Genomic DNA, 17,748 nt, shown 5'->3' with positions numbered 1-17,748 from the left:
CGCCGATCCTAAGGCGCTTTCCGGCGCACCGGAAGCGCTGCTTCGCGGGGATGACGAAACCCGGCTTCATCGCTACCTAGCCCCGATGAACGCACCCGCCATGCTCCGGAAGATCTTCGGCTTCGATGCCTTTCGCGGCGTCCAGGCCGATGTCGTCGAGCGCGTGCTGGCCGGGGAACGCACGCTGGCCGTGATGCCCACCGGCGCCGGCAAGTCGCTCACCTACCAGCTGCCCGCGGTGATGCTCGAGGGCACCTGCGTCGTCGTGAGCCCGCTGATCGCGCTGATGCACGACCAGCTCCGCGCCGCCGAGGCGGTCGGCATCCACGCCGCCACGCTCACCTCGGTGGACGAGAACCGCGCCGAGACGATCGAGCGCTTCCGGGCCGGCGAGCTCGACCTGCTCTATGTCGCCCCCGAGCGTGCCTCGAACGAGCATTTCCGCAACCTGCTGACCCAGGCCAGGCTCAGCCTGTTCGCGATCGACGAGGCGCACTGCGTCTCCGAATGGGGGCATGATTTCCGCCCCGACTACCGGCTGCTCCGCCCGCTGCTCGATCGCTTCCCGGAGGTGCCGCGTCTGGCGCTCACCGCCACGGCCGACGCGCATACCCGCGCCGACATCCTCGAGCAGCTCGGCATCCCGCACGAGGGGCTGATCGTCGCCGGGTTCGACCGGCCCAATATCCGCTATGCGATCACTCCGCGCGAGAACACCACGCGCCAGGTGATCGACCTGATCGCCGAGACGCCCGGCCCCGGCATCGTCTATGCCCAGACCCGCGCCGGGGTGGAGAAGCTCGCCGAGAAGCTGGCGAGCGAGACCGGCCGGCCGGTGCTGCCCTATCATGCCGGGCTCGATCCCGATGTCCGCCGCCGCAACCAGGCCGCGTTCGTCGCGTCGGAGGAAATGGTGATCGTCGCCACGGTCGCCTTCGGCATGGGCATCGACAAGCCCGACGTCCGCTTCGTCGCGCATGCGGGCCTGCCCAAGTCGATCGAGGCCTATTACCAGGAAACCGGCCGCGCCGGCCGCGACGGCGACCCGGCGGTCGCGCATCTCTTCTGGGGCGCCGACGACTTCGCCCGCGCCCGCCAGCGCATCGGCGAGGTCGAGGCACAGCGCCAGCCCGGCGAGCGCGCCCGGCTCACTGCGCTCGGCGCGCTGGTCGAGACCGCGACCTGCCGCCGCCGCATCCTTCTCCGGCATTTCGGCGAGGCGGACACGCCCGAGCGCTGCGGCAATTGCGATAATTGCCTCAATCCCCCCGCCGCGATCGACGCGACGGTGACCGCGCAGAAATTCCTCTCCGCGGTGTTCCGCACCGGCATGCTGTTCGGCGTCGGCTATATCGAGAGCATATTGCTCGGCCAGTCGACCGATCGCAGCATCAGCAACGGGCATGAATCGCTCTCGGTGTTCGGCATCGTCGAGGGCGAGGAAGCCGCGCTGATCAAGCCCGTCGCCCGGGCGCTGCTGCTGCGCGATGCGCTGCGGACCAACGATCATGGCGGGCTCGAATTCGGGCCCGAGGCCAAGGCGATCCTAAAGGGTGGCGCGACGGTCGAGTTCATCCTGCCGCCCAAGCGCGAGCGCCGCCGCCGCGGCGGCGGCAAGGCGGGCGGGGACAATCCGGTCGGCAATCCGCTGTTCGAGGCGCTGCGCGCCAAGCGCCGCGAGATCGCCCAGGAAACCGGGCTGCCGCCCTATGTCATCTTCCACGATTCGGTGCTGCGCGACATGGCGCTGCTCAAGCCCGGCAGCATCGCCGCGCTCGGCAACATCTCGGGCGTTGGCGCGCGCAAGCTCGACGCCTATGGTGACGCCTTCCTGCAAGTGATCCGCGAGGCCGCGTGAGACTGCTGCTCGCCAGTGCCGTGCTGCTCGCCGCCTGCGCGCCCGCGCCGCAGCCCCGAACGGCGGTGAACATCCCGGTCGAGCTGATCGAATTCCGGGTCAGCAGCTGGGGCAAGATCGTCTCGGAGTGGAGCGTCCAGGCGAATGGCGCCGCGAGCTATACGCATGCCGAAGGCCCCGGTCTTGGCACGCGATTGGTCACCCGCGAGTTCAACGTTGGCAGGCGGGGCGTCGCGCAGATCCGCGCGCTGCTCGCCCCTGCCGAGGACGCCGCCGGGGCTATGCCTCCGCCTGAATGCGGCGACCGCTGGACCGATTTTCCGTACGGATCGATCCGCTGGTACAAGGGGCTGATGGATCAGGCGCTCGCGTTCGATCTCGGCTGCAAGAACCCCAAGCTCAAGCCGATCCACGACGCCGTGGGTGCGGCGGAAAAGCAGATGGCGAGCTGGTCGAAGACCGGCGAAGTCATCGAGGACAAGGAAATGAACCCATGAACCTGCGCCGCGTCGATGACAGCATCTCCGTCGCCCCCCAGATCGCGCCCGAGGATGTCGCACTGCTCGCCGAGCAGGGCTTCGGCTTCGTGATCAACAACAGACCCGACCAAGAGGAAATGGGCCAGCCTGGCGGCGACGCGATCCGCGCCGCGGCGGAAGCGGCCGGGCTCGGCTATGCCGCGATCCCCGTCACCCATGCCGGCTTCTCCTCCGCGCAGGTCGAGGCGATGGCGGCGGCGCTGGCCGAGTCGAAGGGCCCGGTGCTCGCTTATTGCCGCTCGGGCACGCGCTCGTGCAATCTCTGGGCGCTGGCCGAGGCGTCGCGCGGTGGCGACCCCGCGGAGATCACCGCCAAGGCTGCCCAGGCCGGCTATGACATCTCGGGCATCCGCCCGCTGCTCGACCAGCTCTCGGGCAAGGCGTGAACCAGCTCGCGATCTTCGCCGGATCGCTCGCCTCGATCCTGGTGATGACGCTGGCCGCCTGGCTGCTCGGGCTCGGCCGGGGCAGCGGCATCGCCAGCGCCGAGGAAGCGCGCGATACGGCGGAGGCAATGATCTCGGGCTTCGACGCCGACGAGGCGCTGCTCGGCAGCGACGGGAAGGCAGCGCTCGTCCGCGGCAAGGCCGGCGATGCCGCCTTGCTCAAGCTCCACGGCGCCCGCATCGCCGCGCGCCATCTCCACGCCCCGCTCGCCAGCGAGGCGACCCCCGAGGGCCTGCGCATCGACAGCGGCGACAAGCGGTTCGGCAGCGTGTTGCTGCGCGGCGTGACAGCCTACTGACATTGGGGTAAGCAGGCGGCCATGCCCCATCTGCCCAATCCGGTGGACTATGCGATCCCCGCCTTCGTGGCGCTCATCCTCGCCGAGATGGCCGTCGCGCGGCTGCGCGATCGCAGGCGCTTCTGCCCGAAGGACACGCTGACCAGCCTCGCGCTCGGCCTCGGCAGCACCGTCGCCGGGCTGCTCACCGCCGGCTTCGTCTATGCGATGGCGATGTGGGTCTACCAGTTCCGCATTTTCACGCTCGGCTGGGCGTGGTACTGGTTCGCCATCGCCTTCGTCCTCGACGATTTCGCCTACTACGTCTTCCACCGCAGCGCCCACCGCGTCCGCTGGTTCTGGGCGAGCCATGTCATCCACCACAGCTCGCAGCATTATAACCTGACCACGGCATTGCGGCAGACCTGGACCGGCTTCGTCAGCCTGGGCTTCCTGTTCCGCCTGCCGCTGTTCCTGCTGGGGTTCCACCCGCTGATGATCTTCTTCGTCGCCGGGCTGAACCTGATCTACCAGTTCTGGATCCACACCGAAGTGATCGGGCGGATGCCGCGCTGGTTCGAGGCGGTGATGAACACGCCGTCGCACCACCGCGTCCATCACGCGACCAACGCGCGCTATCTCGACAGGAATTATGCCGGGGTGTTCATCGTCTGGGACCGCTGGCTCGGCACCTTCGAGGAAGAGCGGGTCGACGAGCGCCCGCGCTACGGCATCGTCAAGGATCTCGGCAGCTTCAACCTGCTCTGGGCCGCCTTTCACGAATGGGTGGGGATCGCCAGGGACGTATGGGCCGCGCCGGACCTGAAGTCCCGAATCGGGTATATGTGGATGCCGCCGGGCTGGAGCCACGACGGCAGCCGCGATACATCCGAGATCATAAAGGCGCGCTGGGAGGCGCGGCAGAATCGGGGGATCGCGTGGAAGCAGCCGACATCGTCGTCATCGGTGGAGGATCCGGCGGCAGCGCCGTCGCGGGCCGCCTGAGCGAAGGCGGCAAGTACAGCGTCGCGGTGCTCGAGGCGGGCGGCCGCAACACCGGCATCAAGACGCGCATGCCCGGCATGCTCCCCTTCCAGGGCCCGGCGACCAACTGGGCGTTCGAGACCGTGCCGCAACGCGGGCTCAACGGCCGGCGCGGCTACCAGCCCCGCGGCAAGGGGCTCGGCGGCTCGAGCGCGATCAACGCGATGCTCTATGTCCGCGGCCACGCCAGGGACTATGACGAATGGCGCGATCTCGGCTGCCCCGGCTGGGGCTGGGACGAGATGCTCCCCTGGTTCAGGCATTCCGAGCATAATGTCCGCGGCGCCGACGCCTTTCACGGCGACCAGGGCCCGCTCTGGGTCAGCGACCAGCTCTATGCGCATGGCGGCAGCGAGGCGTTCATCGAAGCCGCGGGCGCGCTCCAGATCCCGCGCAACCAGGATTTCAACGGCGCGCACCAGTCGGGCGCCGGGCTCTACCAGGTCACGCAGAAGAATGGCGAGCGCTGGACCGCGGCGCGCGGCTATCTCACCCGCCGCGAAAACCTCGAGATCATCACCGATGCGATGGTCGAGCGCGTGCTGTTCGAGGAGGGCCGCGTGTGGGGCGTCGCCTATCAGCGCGACGGCCAGGCGCGCGAGATCCGCGCCCGCCGCGCCGTCGTCCTCGCCGCCGGCGCCTTCCAGACGCCGCAGCTGCTCATGCTCTCCGGCATCGGCCCGGGCGACCATCTGCGCGAGAGCGGGCTGTCGGTGCGGATCGATCGCCCCGCGGTCGGCGGCAACCTCCAGGACCATCTCGATTATGTCGCCGCGTTCGAGACGCCGGGCAGCTATTTCCTCGGCCGGTCGGGGATCGGCACGCTCAAGTCGCTCGGGTCGATGGCGCGCTGGATGCTCACCCGCAAGGGCGCGATGACCTCGCCCTATGCCGAAGCCGGCGCCTTCCTGCGCACCGATCCGGCGCTCGATCGGCCCGACATCCAGCTCCATTTCCTGATCGCGATGGTCGACGATCATGGCCGCTCGCCGGTGCAGGGGCACGGCTTCAGCTGCCATGCCTGCGTGTTGCGGCCGGAGAGCCGCGGCACCGTGCGCCTCCAGTCGCTCGATCCGCGCGTCGCGCCGCTGATCGATCCCGATTTCCTCGGCGATCCGCGCGACATGGAGCGATTGAAGCAGGGCGTGCGCACCATGTACCGCATCCTCGAGGCGCCCCCGCTCGCCCGCTTCAAGGGCCGCGACCGCTATCCGATCGACCTGGCCGACGACGCCGCGCTCGAGCGGCTGATCCGCGCCCGGGCGGACACGATCTACCACCCCGTCGGCACCGCGCGCATGGGCTCGGACGAAGGCGCGGTGGTCAACCCGCGCCTGAAGGTCCGCGGGGTCGAAGGGCTGTACATCGCGGACGCCTCGATCATGCCCCGGCTGATCGGCGGCAACACCAACGGCCCGACCGTCGTGATCGGCGAGCGCTGCGCCCAGTTCATCCGGGAAGACCTGGCCTAAGTTCCCTCTCCCTATGGGAGAGGGAAGGGGCCCGCGCGAAGCGCGTGGGAAGGGTGAGGGTCGTTGGATGATCGCGCTCGACCCTCACCCTTCCGCCGACCTCGTCGGCTGCCTCCCTCTCCCAATGGGAGAGGGATTTGAGAATGAAAAAAGGGCCGGCGCTTTCGCACCGGCCCAAGTCGTCCGCAGGAGGAACCTCGGTTGGGCGCCGCCCCTCAGGAGAGGAGACGGGGGCGGCGCCCGATCTCGTCAGTAGTTGTAGGCACGCTCGCCGTGCGCGTTGATGTCGAGACCTTCCATCTCGACTTCCACGCTCGGACGGATGCCGATGGTGTACTTGAGCAGCAGGAACAGGATCGCCGACACGCCGCCCGAGAGCAGCAGCGTCACGCCCACGCCGGTCGCCTGGGTGACCAGCTGCGCTGCCATGTCGTACTTGCCCGCGACTGCCGGGATCACGGTGAAGTCCATGAAGCCCTGGCCGCCCAGCGCCGGATCGGCGACGATGCCCGTGCCGATCGCGCCGATGATGCCGCCGACGCAGTGCACGCCGAACACGTCGAGCGTGTCGTCATAGCCGAGCTTGTTCTTCACCGTGGTGACGAAGAAGAAGCAGACGATCGAGGCGACCGCGCCCAGCACCACCGAGGTCATCGGTGCGGCGAAGCCCGCTGCCGGGGTGATCGCGACCAGGCCGGCGACGACGCCCGAGGCCGCGCCGAGCAGCGAAGGCTTGCCGTGCACCACCTGCTCGATGATCGCCCACATCGCACCGGCGGCAGCCGTGGCGACCATGGTGTTGATGAAGGCGAGCGAGGCGAACTTGTTGGCTTCGAGGTTGGAGCCGGCGTTGAAGCCAAACCAGCCGACCCACAGCAGCGAGGCGCCGATCATCGTCATGGTCAGCGAGTGCGGGGCCATCGGCTCCTGCTTGTAGCCGGTGCGCTTGCCGATCACGATGCAGCCGACCAGGCCGGCGATACCGGCGTTGATGTGGACGACGGTGCCGCCCGCGAAGTCGAGCGCGCCCTTGCCCCACAGATAGCCATGGTCGTTGGGCAGGCCGGCGGTGAAGTCTGGGCCCGGCCAGTACCACACCATGTGCGCCATCGGATAATAGGCGAAGATCGACCAGAGCACGACGAAGATGATCAGCGGGGTGAACTTCACCCGCTCGGCGAACGCGCCGACGATCAGCGCCGGGGTGATCATCGCGAAGGTCATCTGGAAGACGACGAAGGTCGTCTCGGGCAGATAGACGCCGTTCGAGAAGGTCGCGGCGAAGCTGTTGGCGTCGACGCCGTGCATCAGCACCTTGGAGAAGCCGCCGACGAACCAGTTGAGGCCGAGCGCGTCGCCGTTGGTGAAGGCCATCGAATAGCCGATCGTCACCCACATCAGGCCGGTGACGCAGACGATGCTGAGCACCTGCATCAGCACCGAGAGCATGTTCTTGGTGCGGACCAGGCCGCCATAGAACAGCGCCAGGCCCGGCACCGACATCATCAGCACCAGCGCCGACGAGACGAGCATCCAGCTGACGTCGCCCTTGTTGACCATCGCATCGGTCGGCACGACCGGCGCGGCGGCGGCAGGCGCCTGTGCCAGCGCCGGCATCGCGGCGAACAGGGCGCCGAGCCCCGCTCCCGCGGCAATCTTCATCGCTAGTTTCATCTGGACCCCCATCTTACAGCGCCGTCTCGTCGGTTTCGCCCGTGCGGATGCGCACGGCCTGGCCGACATCGAGGACGAAAATCTTGCCATCGCCGATCGCGCCGGTGCTGGCTGCAGCCTGGATCGCTTCGACCGCGCGGTCGGCCAGGTCGGCCCCCACCACGACCTCGATCTTGATCTTGGGCACCATGTTGGTGCTGTATTCCGCGCCACGGTAGATCTCGGTCTGGCCCTTCTGGCGGCCGAACCCCTTCACTTCCGACACGGTCATGCCCGCGACGCCGACGCCCGTGAGCGCCTCGCGGACCTCGTCCAGCTTGAACGGTTTTATGATGGCGATGATGAGCTTCATGTCGCCCCCTCGTTGGCGGTTATCCCGGAGAGGGCAGGAGCAAGGGGCGTGCCAAGGGCAAGAATCCCGCGATTCCGCGCCGTTTCCGCGCAATCAAATGTTACGGAGGGGTAAATTTTTGTGCAGATGCGAAGGGCTGCTTAAAAATCGGGCAGGTTTGGAGGGCAAATGATGGGCAGGATTTGGGCGATCGCATGCGCCATGTTCGCATTGTTCGGCGCGCCGGCGGCGCGGGCACAGGATTTCGTTCCTCCCGCGGGCTATTCGAGCGGCGGCGGTCCCCGCGCCGCGCTCGCCACGCCGGTCGAGCCGGGCACGCCGCGGCTCAGCCATGTCGCCGAGGAGACGCTGGCCGGGCTGTTCACGGTCGATCCGGACTATAAGGGCTTTGGCGAAGCGACCGCCAAGGTCATTGGCGCCTATGTGGTCGACGAGCCCAGGGGTGCGCCGCTCAGGGAGGCCTGGGCGGTCGGCTTCCTGCCGGTCAACCTGGCCTTCAGCAACGGCAGCTGCTTCCGCTTCGGCGCCGAATATGAGGACGGCAAGCTTGCCAATGCGCGCCTCAGTCGCAGCGATTGCAGTGCCCGGCGCCCTCCGGTGCAGCAGCCCGGCCCCGCGCCGGCCGATAGCCATCTGCACTGGCTCGCCGGTTCCTGGGGTTTTGGCGCCTGGGGCGACGACCGCACCGGGCAGACGCGCGTCACCGTGCCCTTTGGCAAGGTATTCACGCCCTTCTTCTCGGCCAGGCTGAAGCCGCTCGGCTTCATGGCGATGAACAGCATCGATGCGCCGCTCGGCAATGTGACGATGGTCGCCGGGATCGATGGCAAGCTGACGATCGTCACGCTGCTGGTCAGCTACTGACGCGGCGCGGCGGGCAGGGTAGAAGCGCGGCATGATCCTCGCTTTCCTCCTGCCCGCTTTTGCCGTTGCCTCGGTGTCGCGGGACGATCCGCCGACCGTTCGCTATCCGGCGCTTCCCGCTGCCGCTGCGCGCGCGCAGGGCTTCGTCCCCGTCGGCTGGGTGCTGGAAAGCAGCGAGAGCGGCGATCTCGACGGTGACGGCAAGCCCGATCTCGCTTTCGTGCTCCACATGAACGATCCCGCCAATGTCCTGAAGAACGAGGGCGGCTTTTGCGGCGAGACGATCGATACCAACCCGCGCATCCTCGCCGTTGCGCTCGCCCAGCCGGGTGGCGGCTATCGCCTCGTCGCGCAGAACCATGCGCTGGTACCGCGGCGCGACAACCCCTGCGCAGACGACTGGCTTGCCGCGGATGGCGAGATGGGCGGCGGGATCGCCATCGCGCGCGGCAATGTCGTGGTCACGCTCGGCCGGTTCATGAGCGCGGGCGGCTGGGGGATGGGCCGCACGGTGTTCACGCTTCGCTGGAAGGACCGCGCGCTGCGGCTGATCGGCTTCGATAGCGAGAATACCCAGCGCAACAGCGGCGAGACGTCGTCGCTCAGCGTCAACTATCTCACCCGCAAGATACGGATCGCGCATGGCACGATCGAGAGCGATGCGGAGAAGGTTCGCTGGGCCCGGCTGTCCGGCGCGGGCCTGCCGACGATCGATGCGATCGGCGACGGGCTCGAATTCTATCCCGAGGGGCTGGCGAGCGAACCCTGATGCTGCTGGCGCTGCTCCTCTCCGCGCTCGCGATGACGCTGATCGTCGGGGTCCGCTATCTGCTGGCGAGCGGCGGCTTCGCGCTGGCGACGCGGTTCAGGCATCCCGGCCTCTATGCCGGGCTCGACAGGCAGATCCGCCGCGAAATCGGCTGGAGCCTCGCCAGCGCCGCGATCTACGGCGTGCCCGCCGGCGTGGTCGCCTGGGGTTGGCAGAACCATGGCTGGACGCGGATCTACACCGACGCCCACGCCTTTCCGCTCTGGTACCTGCCCGTCTCGGTGCTGCTCTACCTGCTGGCGCACGATACCTGGTTCTACTGGACGCATCGCTGGATGCACGTGCCTGCGCTGTTCCGCCGGATGCACGCGGTCCACCACGCCAGCCGCCCGCCCACCGCCTGGGCCGCGATGAGCTTCCACCCGCTCGAGGCGCTGACCGGCGCGGTGGTGATCCCGGCGCTGGTGTTCCTCGTGCCCGTCCATGTCGGCGCGCTCGGGCTGGTGCTGGCGATCATGACCGTGATGGGCGTGACCAACCATATGGGCTGGGAAGTCTGGCCCCGCTTCGTCTGGCAGGGGCCGCTCGGCGGCTGGCTGATCACCGCCAGCCATCACCAGCGCCATCACGAGCGCTATGCCAGCAATTTCGGTCTCTATTTCCGCCATTGGGACCGGCTCTGCGGCACCGATGCCGGGCTCGGCGGCTTCCCGGCCCCGGCGATGCGCAAAAACAACAGGTCCTGATCGGACGCTTCGGGCGAGGAACCGGGTTTCGCGCGCGGAGTTTCGCGCCTGTAACATCGGGAACCTGTAACCATGCGTATCATGCCCCTGGCGCTGCTCGCGCCCCTTTGCCTGCTCGCCGCGCCGGCCTTCGCCCAGGACGGCCAGGCTCAGCTCCCCCGCGAAGCCGCCGATGGCGGCGACTATGCGATCATCGGCGTCGGCGGCGCCATCCTGCCCGACTACGAAGGGTCGAACGACTATCGCGGCGCGCCCGTGCCGCTCGCCACCGGCAAGGTCTCGGGCTTCGGCTTCGAGCTTGCCGGCACCCGGCTCAGCGTCGACCTGATCCCCGATCACAGCAGCTCGGGGATCGATTTCCAGCTAGGGCCCACCGCGACGGTCAACCTCAACCGCACCAGTCTGAAAGGCATCGAGGATCCGCGGATCAAGGCGCTCGGCAAGATCGACACTTCGATCGAGGTCGGCGGCTTTGCCGGCTTTGCCAAGACCGGGGTGTTCACCAGCGCCTATGACCGGATCGCCTTCCGCGCGTCCTATCGCAAGGACGTGTCGAACGTCTCCAAGGCCGGCGTCTTCACCCCGTCGATCACCTACATGACGCCGCTCAGCCGCAAGTCGATGGTCGGGCTGTTCCTCTCGGCGAGCCGCGTCGAGAAGGGCTATGCCGACACCTATTTCAGCGTCACGCCCGCCGGCTCCGCGGCGAGCGGCCTGCCGGTGTGGAACGCGCAGGGCGGGTGGAAGGACTGGACCGCCGGCATCGGCGGCGCGGTGTCGCTCACCGGCGATCTCACCCACGGGCTCCAGCTCTTCGCCGGCGGCACCTATCGCAAGCTGCTCAACAGCATCGGCGATTCGCCGATCGTCCGCACCGCCGGCTCGCGCGGCCAGTGGCTCGGCTCGGCGGGCCTCGCCTACAGCTTCTGATGCGTTCGCCGCTTTCCCGGGCGGCGGATCGCCGCCCGGGAAAGCGCGCAGCGACGCCCGCGAAATTTTCGACTGGCCGCACTGGACCCGCCCCCGCCCCGCGCGTACACCCGCGCCATCCCCGGGGGAGCGCTGGCCGCGCTTGAGAGGAGGGCAGGAGCCCTCGACCCGCTGAACCTGATCCGGCTGACACCGGCGTAGGGAGGGAGCGGCCGCACTCCAGGACCGTCTCTCTCCAATGGAGAAAGACGAATGGCCGATATCCCCGCCAAGACCGAGCTTGCCGTCACCACCGGCGCGATCCGTGGCTCGAAGAAGATCCATGTCGGGCCCTTGAAGGTCGCGATGCGCGAGATCCATCTCGAGCCGGGCTCGGGCGAGGCGCCGGTCCGCGTCTACGATACCTCCGGTCCCTACAGCGATCCGAACGCGCGGATCGACATCATGGCCGGCCTGCCCGAGCTGCGCCGCGACTGGATCCGCGCGCGCGGGGACGTGGTCGAAGTCGCCCAGCGCGAGGTCCGCCCCGAGGATAATGGCCAGCTCGGCCCCGATCGCTCGGGCGGCGTCCAGCCCTTCCCGAACGTCCGCAAGACCGTGCTGCGCGCCAGGCCCGGCGCGAACGTCAGCCAGATGCACTATGCGCGCAAGGGCATCATCACCGCCGAGATGGAATATGTCGCCGAGCGCGAGAATCTCGGCCGCGCCCGCCTGGCGGAATATGTCCGCGACGGCCAGAGCTTCGGCGCGTCGATCCCCGATTACGTCACGCCCGAGTTCGTCCGCGACGAAGTCGCGCGCGGCCGCGCGATCATCCCCAACAACATCAACCACCCCGAATCAGAGCCGATGGCGATCGGCCGCAACTTCCTGGTCAAGATCAACGCCAATATCGGCAACTCAGCCGTCGCCTCCGACGTGGCGAGCGAGGTCGACAAGATGGTCTGGTCGATCCGCTGGGGCGCGGACACGGTGATGGACCTCTCGACCGGGCGCAACATCCACGACACCCGCGAATGGATACTGCGCAACTCCCCCGTCCCGATCGGCACCGTGCCGATCTATCAGGCGCTGGAGAAGGTCGGCGGTATCGCCGAGGACCTGACCTGGGAAATCTTCCGCGACACGCTGATCGAACAGGCCGAACAGGGCGTGGATTATTTCACCATCCACGCCGGCGTCCGCCTGCCCTATGTCCCGCTCACCGCCAAGCGCGTCACCGGCATCGTCTCGCGCGGGGGCTCGATCATGGCGAAATGGTGCCTGGCGCATCACAAGGAGAGCTTCCTCTACGAACGCTTCGACGAGATCACCGAGATCATGAAGGCGTACGACATCGCCTATTCGCTCGGCGACGGCCTGCGCCCCGGCTCGATCGCCGATGCCAATGACGAAGCCCAGTTCGCCGAACTCTACACGCTGGGCGAACTGACCAAGCGCGCATGGGCCCAGGAGGTCCAGGTGATGATCGAAGGTCCCGGCCATGTGCCGATGCACAAGATCAAAGAGAATATGGACAAGCAGCTCGAGGCGTGCGGCGAGGCGCCCTTCTACACGCTCGGGCCGCTCACCACCGACATCGCGCCGGGCTACGACCATATCACCAGCGGCATCGGCGCCGCGATGATCGGCTGGTACGGCACCGCGATGCTCTGCTACGTCACGCCCAAGGAGCATCTGGGGCTTCCCGACCGCGACGACGTCAAGGTCGGCGTGGTCACCTACAAGCTCGCCGCGCATGCCGCCGATCTCGCCAAGGGCCACCCGGCGGCCAAGGTCCGCGACGACGCGCTGTCGCGCGCTCGTTTCGAGTTCCGCTGGCGCGACCAGTTCAACCTGTCGCTCGATCCCGACACGGCGGAGAAGTATCACGACCAGACGCTGCCGGCCGAGGGCGCCAAGTCGGCGCATTTCTGCTCGATGTGCGGCCCGAAGTTCTGCTCGATGAAGATCACCCAGGAAGTGCGGGATTTCGCTGCCAAGCAGAACGCGCCGGTCGAGGGCTTCCTCGCCGCCGAGGATGCCGAGGCCGGCATGGCCGCGATGTCGCAGCTCTACAACGAGACCGGCCGCGAGCTTTACATGGGCGCCGGCGGCCGCGAGCACGATTGAACCGGCCCGGCTTGACCGCGGCCCGATAAGCATCGACCTTCGCAGGCGAAACTGCCTGCGGAGGACCGATGCCCCTGCTTGCCCTGGCCCTTGCGGCCGCCGGTACCGTCGCAGCGCCGATGCCCCAGGACATCGACCTCAAGGCCGAATGCGCGCGGGTGGCGCAGGTCTATCCGCGCCTGATGCTGGCGGCGATGGCGGAGGGGCCGATGGATTGCGGCGATCCCGAAAGGGGCGAGTCGGTCGATTGCGCCGCCGGCGAGACGCCCGAGCAGAAACAGGCGCACGCGCTGCGCTGGGAAATCCGCAAATATCAGGAAGCTGGCTACAAGACCGCGGACACCGCCTGTGGCTCTTGGCGCGCGCATCCCAAATCCCCCGAAGTCGCCGAGGCCGCCCGCGTCGCCATCGTCGCGGCGCGTGCGCGGGACAAGGCAACCGCGGTGCCGCCCGCGCGGGACTGAGGTTCCCCGCCGGCGTGGGCCGGCCGGCGGAGGCGGAGTCTTGTCCGAAACGGACAAACCTGCCGCCAAAGTCGATCCAATTCCCGATAGCCTCGCGCGCAGGCAATCGGGAGGGCGCGATGACGCGGGCATTGCAGGGACTGGCCGGGGCGCTGCTTCTGTTCGGCGGCCTCATCCTCGCGCCCGATGCCGCCGCGCAGGGGGCGAAGGCGACGAGCAACGCGCCCGATTTCTCCGACATCACCAGCAAGGCAGCGGCGAACAGGCTCGTCCGCGAGGGCCGGCTCGTCAGGATCCGCCTCTTCCCCGCCGAGCTGGGCGGTCGGGACGATCCGCACAACATCGTCTACATTCCGCCCGCGGTCGAGGAAGTCCGCCAGCTCTTGATCGGCACGCTCAAGCGCTTCACCGCGGAGGACCTGATCGACCAGCTCGACGTCCGCGCCGACTACAAGGGCGCCAGCATCGTCCCGTCGCGCATCCGCTTCATCGCCACGCACAGCCGCGGCGGCGCACCGTTCGAGGCTGCGCTGGAGGTCTGGTAACGCTTGCGCGTGGAAATCGCCTTTCCGCCCTCGTCCGCTGATGGATGCCCCCGCGCAACACGCTCGGAAAATCCCCTTACACCCCTCGCAATGTAGGAAACCCTCTGATCTATCCTGCCGGATGAGCAAGACCTGCATTGCCGCCGCCACGCGCGCGGCTTCCGCCGGCGAGCGCGCCAACGGCCCGCGCGACGGTTCGATTCCGCGCCGCCCCGCCCTGAAGGCCGGACTCGCGCGCGCGTGAATGTCGCGGCCTTTGTGACTTTCCGGGCCCGGGGAGCAGGCTGCGGCGCAGCGCTTCCGCGCCGGCGCGGGCCGGCCGAAGCCGCGCCGTCAGCGCACGGCGAATTCCACCTCGCCTATGCCCATCCCGCCATCCACGCTCAGCCGGTAGCGCCCCGGCGCAAGCGGGCTCGGCTTGCCGAGCGCGTCATAGCCCTGGGGCACGGCGGGGAAGGCGAAGCGCGTCGGGCAAGGAGCCTGGCTGCCATTGTGGCGGCGCAGCTCCCACAGTGCCTCGTCCTCGCCCTCGCGGACGATGCTGGCGCCGAGCAGGCAGAAGCCCTCCGGCGCGCGGGTCACTTCGAAGCGCACGTCGTCGGGCGAGACCACGGTCGCGCGGATCTCGGCGCCCTGGGTGCAGCCGGCGAGCAGCAGCGCCGCGCCGCCGAGCAGGAGGCCGGCGCGCGTCACAGCCCGCTGCGCCGCCGCTTCCAGTCGAGCATCACGCCGATGCGCTTGTCCCAGGTGCCGTCCCACTGCGTCTCGAGGCCGTGCGCCTCGAGCTCGGCGACGATCTCGCGCGCCACTGCCAGCGCGGCGTCCTCGCCCTCGGCGCAGGCGCCATAGTTGAGGTAGAGCCCGTTGCCTTCCACGGCGCCTTCGGTGTCCTGCATGTGGTAAAAGGCATAGCCGCGCACGTCGGTGCCGGTGTCTTCCACCGCGCGCACCTCGTCCCAGATCTCGGTCGCGCCGCAATTGCCGCAGCAGCTGAAGTTCTGGCGGGCGACGACGCCGTCCTCCTCGAGCTGGGCGAAGGCGGCGTCGAGCCGGTCGCAATCGGTCTCGTCGGGCCAGTGGCGCTCGGCGGCGCGCTGCTCGGCCAGCGCCTGGCGCAGCGCCTGCTGGGCGAGCGGTCGCAGTTCCTCGGGGGTGAAATCGTCGGCGAAGGCATCCGCCGCGTTGGTCAGGATCGCGTCCTCGTCATAGAAGCCGCTCGCCACGTCGCGGCGGATCTGGTCGCGCACCCATTCGTCCCGTTCCTCGGGCGGGGCCGCCGGCGGCGCGAGCTCCGCCTCGGGAGCGGCGCGCTTGCCGAACAGGCGGCCGAACAGCGACTTCATTGCTTCCTCCATCGTCCGACGGGGACGATAGCAAGCCAATGCGCCGGCGGGAATGCCCGTGCGGCGCGGAGGGCCTCAGAACATGCCGGGCACGTCGCGTTGCGGGACGCTCGGCCGGGCGGGGGTGAGCGGGGTGCGGCCGGCCTCGGAGACCGCGGTGGTCGATGCCTGGCGCGCGCTCGCCGCAGCGGGATCGCCGGTCGACGCGGTGATCGCGGTGCAGCTCTTGCCCTCGATGAAGTCGAGCGCGGCGCGAGTCGATGCCTCGCGCGCATCGCCCATCGGATAGGCGATGTCGTCCGCCGCCTTGCAGCTCGCCTGGACGATGCTGGCCAGGCCGTTGAAATAGGCGCCCTGGTGCGCGCTGTTCTGGAGCGCGAAGGCGATGATGCGGAAGCGGTCGTCGCAGGCGGTCTTGTCGATCGCGATCTGGCCCACCGGCTTGCCATAGGTGTTGCTGCCGACCAGCGCGAGGTTGGCGCCGAGATAGGGGAGCATGCCGGCGGCGACGAGCTCGCTGGCCGAGGCCGTGCTCGAGGTGCCGATGAAGGCGAGCTTGGTCGGCGCGATCGACTGGGTTTGCGGGCTGAAATAGGTGGTGCTGTTCTCGACCGACTTGGACGGGCGGAAGGTCATGGAGTCAAACACGTCGGAGGTCGAGCGGTTGGCGCCGAGCAGATTGCCCATCAGCTCGGCGATCGAGACCAGGCCGCCGCCATTGTAGCGCACGTCGACGATCACCTCGGTCACGCCGGCAGCCTTGAACGAGGCGAAGGCGTTGCGCAGCGGCGTGTCGGCGGTGCTGATGAAGGTGCGCAGGTTGACATAGCCGACGCGGTGGCCGCCATCGTCGATGATCTTGGCGCCGTAGCGGGTGGAGACCGGATCGAGCGAATAGTCGGTCTTGGCGATCGTCACCACGCGGGTGCCCGCCGCCGGGTCGGTCACGCGCAGGCTGCGGGTGGTGCCGCTGGTGTTCGGGCCCAGCGCGTCGGTCAGCCCGGCGGTGCCGCTGGTCGCCAGGATGTCGCTGACGTTGCGCAGGTTGGTGGTGCTGGTGCCGATCGCCAGGATCTCGGTGCCGCGGTCGATCCCGGCGCCAAGCGCTGTGGTGCCCTCGAAGGTCTCGGCCGAGAACAGGCGGTTGCCGTTCAGGTAGAGGCGGAAGCCGAAGCCCGCGGTCGCGCCCGAATTGTAATAGGCGTTCTCCTCGGCGATCGAGGTCAGATAGGTGAAATAGCGGTCGCGGCCCTGCGAGCGGGCGGTGGCGGTCAGCGCGTCGATATAGTCGCTGACGGTCGAATAGGGCGCGGGGTCGAGGCTGGCCGGCAGCGTCTCAGGGAAGAGATACCATTCGTTGAGCTGCGCCGCCGCCCAGAGCTGGCGCTCGCGCAGCGTGCAGCCCGCCGCGGTGGTCGAGCTGGGCGTGGGCGTCGGGGTGATGCCCCCGGTCGATCCGCCGCCGGTGACCGATCCGCTTCCGCCGCCTCCGCTGCACGCGGCGAGGGACAGGCAGATCAGGGAAGTGAGGGTGCGGCGCATGGGACTCTCCTTGCACACAGCCTATGCTGGCGTTTCAGGCAAGTCATCCCCTTGTTTTCGATGCTTTTACTACGAAAGTGGCGGCAATGCCCAGTCGATCGGCTTCTGTCCCAGGCTTTCGAGGAAGGCATTTGCCTTGGAGAAGTGCCGCGATCCGAAAAAGCCCGAATAGGCGGAGAGCGGCGAGGGGTGCGGCGCCTTGAGCACCAGATGGCGCCCGCCGCGATCGATCGAATCGACGAACGCCGCCTTCTTCTGGGCATGGCTGCCCCAGAGCAGGAAGACGACCGGCTCGGCGCGGGCATTGATCAGGCGGATCACCGCATCGGTGAACCGCTCCCAGCCGCGCCCCTGGTGCGACGCGGCGGCGCCCATCTGCACGGTGAGCACCGCGTTGAGCAGCAGCACGCCCTGCTCGGCCCAATGCTCGAGGAAGCCGTGCCGCGCCGGCGGGATGCCGAGGTCGGTCTCCATCTCCTTGTAGATGTTGACCAGGCTCGGCGGCGTGCGCACGCCGGGCTTGACCGAGAAGCACAGCCCGTGCGCCTGGCCCTCGCCATGATAGGGATCCTGGCCGAGGATCACGACGCGGACCTTGTCGAGCGGCGTCAGGTCGAGCGCGCGGAACCATTCGTTGCCGGCCGGGAAGATGCGCTTGCCCGCGGCCTTCTCGGCGACGAGGAACTGGCGCAGCGCCGCCATGTACGGATCGGCGAACTCGCCCTGCAGCGGTTCGAGCCAGCTCTGATGGAGTTTCACCTCGCCCATGC

The 17,748-nt window shown here is 68.5% G+C and carries 20 protein-coding genes and 1 riboswitch; of the genes, 14 read left to right on the top strand and 6 right to left on the bottom strand.

Annotated elements, in window-relative coordinates:
* Nucleotides 1-85: 85 nt before the first annotated feature.
* The 6 genes from recQ to ABLE38_RS08670 are packed head-to-tail and all read left to right on the top strand — an operon-like array spanning nt 86 to nt 5,637.
* Complete coding sequence (recQ, locus tag ABLE38_RS08695; protein WP_348973761.1) at nt 86-1,858, top strand: DNA helicase RecQ; 1,773 nt, start codon at nt 86-88, stop codon at nt 1,856-1,858.
* Nucleotides 1,855-2,355, top strand: a complete 501-nt coding sequence (locus tag ABLE38_RS08690) for a hypothetical protein (protein WP_348973760.1) — start codon at nt 1,855-1,857, stop codon at nt 2,353-2,355. Before recQ ends, ABLE38_RS08690 begins: the two co-directional genes overlap by 4 nt.
* On the top strand, nt 2,352-2,783 hold the full coding sequence (locus tag ABLE38_RS08685; protein ID WP_348973759.1) for a TIGR01244 family sulfur transferase: 432 nt from the start codon (nt 2,352-2,354) through the stop codon (nt 2,781-2,783). The genes ABLE38_RS08690 and ABLE38_RS08685 overlap by 4 nt, the downstream gene beginning before the upstream one ends.
* The gene (locus ABLE38_RS08680; protein WP_348973758.1) at nt 2,780-3,142 is read left to right on the top strand and encodes a hypothetical protein; all 363 of its coding nucleotides are present in this window, start codon (nt 2,780-2,782) and stop codon (nt 3,140-3,142) included. The genes ABLE38_RS08685 and ABLE38_RS08680 overlap by 4 nt, the downstream gene beginning before the upstream one ends.
* A 21-nt stretch (nt 3,143-3,163) precedes the next feature.
* The gene (locus tag ABLE38_RS08675; protein ID WP_348973757.1) at nt 3,164-4,126 is read left to right on the top strand and encodes a sterol desaturase family protein; all 963 of its coding nucleotides are present in this window, start codon (nt 3,164-3,166) and stop codon (nt 4,124-4,126) included.
* The gene (locus ABLE38_RS08670) at nt 4,060-5,637 is read left to right on the top strand and encodes an FAD-dependent oxidoreductase (RefSeq protein WP_348973756.1); all 1,578 of its coding nucleotides are present in this window, start codon (nt 4,060-4,062) and stop codon (nt 5,635-5,637) included. Before ABLE38_RS08675 ends, ABLE38_RS08670 begins: the two co-directional genes overlap by 67 nt.
* 249 nt (nt 5,638-5,886) lie before the next feature.
* Here ABLE38_RS08670 and ABLE38_RS08665 read toward each other — a convergent pair whose 3' ends face one another.
* On the bottom strand, nt 5,887-7,299 hold the full coding sequence (locus ABLE38_RS08665; RefSeq protein WP_348973755.1) for an ammonium transporter: 1,413 nt from the start codon (nt 7,297-7,299) through the stop codon (nt 5,887-5,889).
* Nucleotides 7,300-7,324: 25 nt separating this feature from the next.
* The gene (locus ABLE38_RS08660; RefSeq protein WP_086127851.1) at nt 7,325-7,663 is read right to left on the bottom strand and encodes a P-II family nitrogen regulator; all 339 of its coding nucleotides are present in this window, start codon (nt 7,661-7,663) and stop codon (nt 7,325-7,327) included.
* Nucleotides 7,664-7,864: 201 nt separating this feature from the next.
* On the opposite strand from ABLE38_RS08660, the gene ABLE38_RS08655 reads away from it, so the two are divergent.
* The 8 genes from ABLE38_RS08655 (at nt 7,865) to ABLE38_RS08620 (ending at nt 14,337) form a co-directional block, all read left to right on the top strand.
* On the top strand, nt 7,865-8,527 hold the full coding sequence (locus ABLE38_RS08655) for a hypothetical protein (RefSeq protein WP_348973754.1): 663 nt from the start codon (nt 7,865-7,867) through the stop codon (nt 8,525-8,527).
* Between the two features lie 31 nt (nt 8,528-8,558).
* Nucleotides 8,559-9,296: a hypothetical protein gene (locus tag ABLE38_RS08650; protein WP_348973753.1), complete on the top strand. Its 738-nt coding sequence runs from the start codon at nt 8,559-8,561 to the stop codon at nt 9,294-9,296.
* Entirely contained in the window at nt 9,296-10,042 is a 747-nt protein-coding gene (locus tag ABLE38_RS08645; RefSeq protein ID WP_348973752.1) for a sterol desaturase family protein, read from the top strand. The genes ABLE38_RS08650 and ABLE38_RS08645 overlap by 1 nt, the downstream gene beginning before the upstream one ends.
* Before the next feature lie 72 nt (nt 10,043-10,114).
* Nucleotides 10,115-10,972, top strand: a complete 858-nt coding sequence (locus ABLE38_RS08640; protein ID WP_348973751.1) for a MipA/OmpV family protein — start codon at nt 10,115-10,117, stop codon at nt 10,970-10,972.
* A gap of 118 nt (nt 10,973-11,090) precedes the next feature.
* A riboswitch (TPP riboswitch) is annotated at nt 11,091-11,180 on the top strand.
* 44 nt (nt 11,181-11,224) lie between these two features.
* Nucleotides 11,225-13,084 (top strand): phosphomethylpyrimidine synthase ThiC, encoded by a 1,860-nt coding sequence (thiC, locus tag ABLE38_RS08635; protein ID WP_348973750.1) that lies wholly within the window; start codon nt 11,225-11,227, stop codon nt 13,082-13,084.
* A gap of 68 nt (nt 13,085-13,152) precedes the next feature.
* Nucleotides 13,153-13,548, top strand: a complete 396-nt coding sequence (locus ABLE38_RS08630; protein WP_348973749.1) for a hypothetical protein — start codon at nt 13,153-13,155, stop codon at nt 13,546-13,548.
* Between the two features lie 119 nt (nt 13,549-13,667).
* On the top strand, nt 13,668-14,093 hold the full coding sequence (locus ABLE38_RS08625) for a hypothetical protein (RefSeq protein ID WP_348973748.1): 426 nt from the start codon (nt 13,668-13,670) through the stop codon (nt 14,091-14,093).
* A gap of 121 nt (nt 14,094-14,214) precedes the next feature.
* A complete protein-coding gene (locus ABLE38_RS08620) occupies nt 14,215-14,337 on the top strand; it encodes a hypothetical protein (protein WP_348973747.1) in 123 nt (40 codons plus the stop codon).
* 89 nt (nt 14,338-14,426) lie between these two features.
* On the opposite strand, the gene ABLE38_RS08615 is transcribed toward ABLE38_RS08620, so the two are convergent.
* The 4 genes from ABLE38_RS08615 to ung all read right to left on the bottom strand — a co-directional run bounded on the left by ABLE38_RS08615 (nt 14,427) and on the right by ung (nt 17,746).
* Entirely contained in the window at nt 14,427-14,786 is a 360-nt protein-coding gene (locus ABLE38_RS08615; protein WP_348973746.1) for a hypothetical protein, read from the bottom strand.
* Entirely contained in the window at nt 14,783-15,436 is a 654-nt protein-coding gene (locus ABLE38_RS08610; RefSeq protein WP_348973745.1) for a hypothetical protein, read from the bottom strand. Before ABLE38_RS08610 ends, ABLE38_RS08615 begins: the two co-directional genes overlap by 4 nt.
* 75 nt (nt 15,437-15,511) lie before the next feature.
* On the bottom strand, nt 15,512-16,978 hold the full coding sequence (locus tag ABLE38_RS08605; RefSeq protein WP_348973744.1) for a S41 family peptidase: 1,467 nt from the start codon (nt 16,976-16,978) through the stop codon (nt 15,512-15,514).
* A gap of 69 nt (nt 16,979-17,047) precedes the next feature.
* A complete protein-coding gene (ung, locus tag ABLE38_RS08600) occupies nt 17,048-17,746 on the bottom strand; it encodes a uracil-DNA glycosylase (RefSeq protein WP_348973743.1) in 699 nt (232 codons plus the stop codon).
* Nucleotides 17,747-17,748 lie beyond the last annotated feature (2 nt).

The sequence above is a fragment of the Sphingomonas sp. KR3-1 genome, from assembly GCF_040049295.1.
Taxonomy (GTDB): Bacteria; Pseudomonadota; Alphaproteobacteria; order Sphingomonadales; family Sphingomonadaceae; genus Sphingomonas.
This window is presented reverse-complemented; position numbering and strand designations above follow the sequence as displayed.

Coding starts and splice junctions, on each gene's coding strand:
- recQ (WP_348973761.1), top strand. CDS start 86: ATGAACGCACCCGCCATGCTCCGGAAGATCTTCGGCTTCGATGCCTTT.
- ABLE38_RS08685 (WP_348973759.1), top strand. CDS start 2,352: ATGAACCTGCGCCGCGTCGATGACAGCATCTCCGTCGCCCCCCAGATC.
- ABLE38_RS08675 (WP_348973757.1), top strand. CDS start 3,164: ATGCCCCATCTGCCCAATCCGGTGGACTATGCGATCCCCGCCTTCGTG.
- ABLE38_RS08665 (WP_348973755.1), bottom strand. CDS start 7,299: ATGAAGATTGCCGCGGGAGCGGGGCTCGGCGCCCTGTTCGCCGCGATG.
- ABLE38_RS08660 (WP_086127851.1), bottom strand. CDS start 7,663: ATGAAGCTCATCATCGCCATCATAAAACCGTTCAAGCTGGACGAGGTC.
- ABLE38_RS08655 (WP_348973754.1), top strand. CDS start 7,865: ATGTTCGCATTGTTCGGCGCGCCGGCGGCGCGGGCACAGGATTTCGTT.
- ABLE38_RS08650 (WP_348973753.1), top strand. CDS start 8,559: ATGATCCTCGCTTTCCTCCTGCCCGCTTTTGCCGTTGCCTCGGTGTCG.
- ABLE38_RS08645 (WP_348973752.1), top strand. CDS start 9,296: ATGCTGCTGGCGCTGCTCCTCTCCGCGCTCGCGATGACGCTGATCGTC.
- ABLE38_RS08640 (WP_348973751.1), top strand. CDS start 10,115: ATGCGTATCATGCCCCTGGCGCTGCTCGCGCCCCTTTGCCTGCTCGCC.
- thiC (WP_348973750.1), top strand. CDS start 11,225: ATGGCCGATATCCCCGCCAAGACCGAGCTTGCCGTCACCACCGGCGCG.
- ABLE38_RS08630 (WP_348973749.1), top strand. CDS start 13,153: ATGCCCCTGCTTGCCCTGGCCCTTGCGGCCGCCGGTACCGTCGCAGCG.
- ABLE38_RS08625 (WP_348973748.1), top strand. CDS start 13,668: ATGACGCGGGCATTGCAGGGACTGGCCGGGGCGCTGCTTCTGTTCGGC.
- ABLE38_RS08620 (WP_348973747.1), top strand. CDS start 14,215: ATGAGCAAGACCTGCATTGCCGCCGCCACGCGCGCGGCTTCCGCCGGC.
- ABLE38_RS08610 (WP_348973745.1), bottom strand. CDS start 15,436: ATGAAGTCGCTGTTCGGCCGCCTGTTCGGCAAGCGCGCCGCTCCCGAG.
- ABLE38_RS08605 (WP_348973744.1), bottom strand. CDS start 16,978: ATGCGCCGCACCCTCACTTCCCTGATCTGCCTGTCCCTCGCCGCGTGC.
- ung (WP_348973743.1), bottom strand. CDS start 17,746: ATGGGCGAGGTGAAACTCCATCAGAGCTGGCTCGAACCGCTGCAGGGC.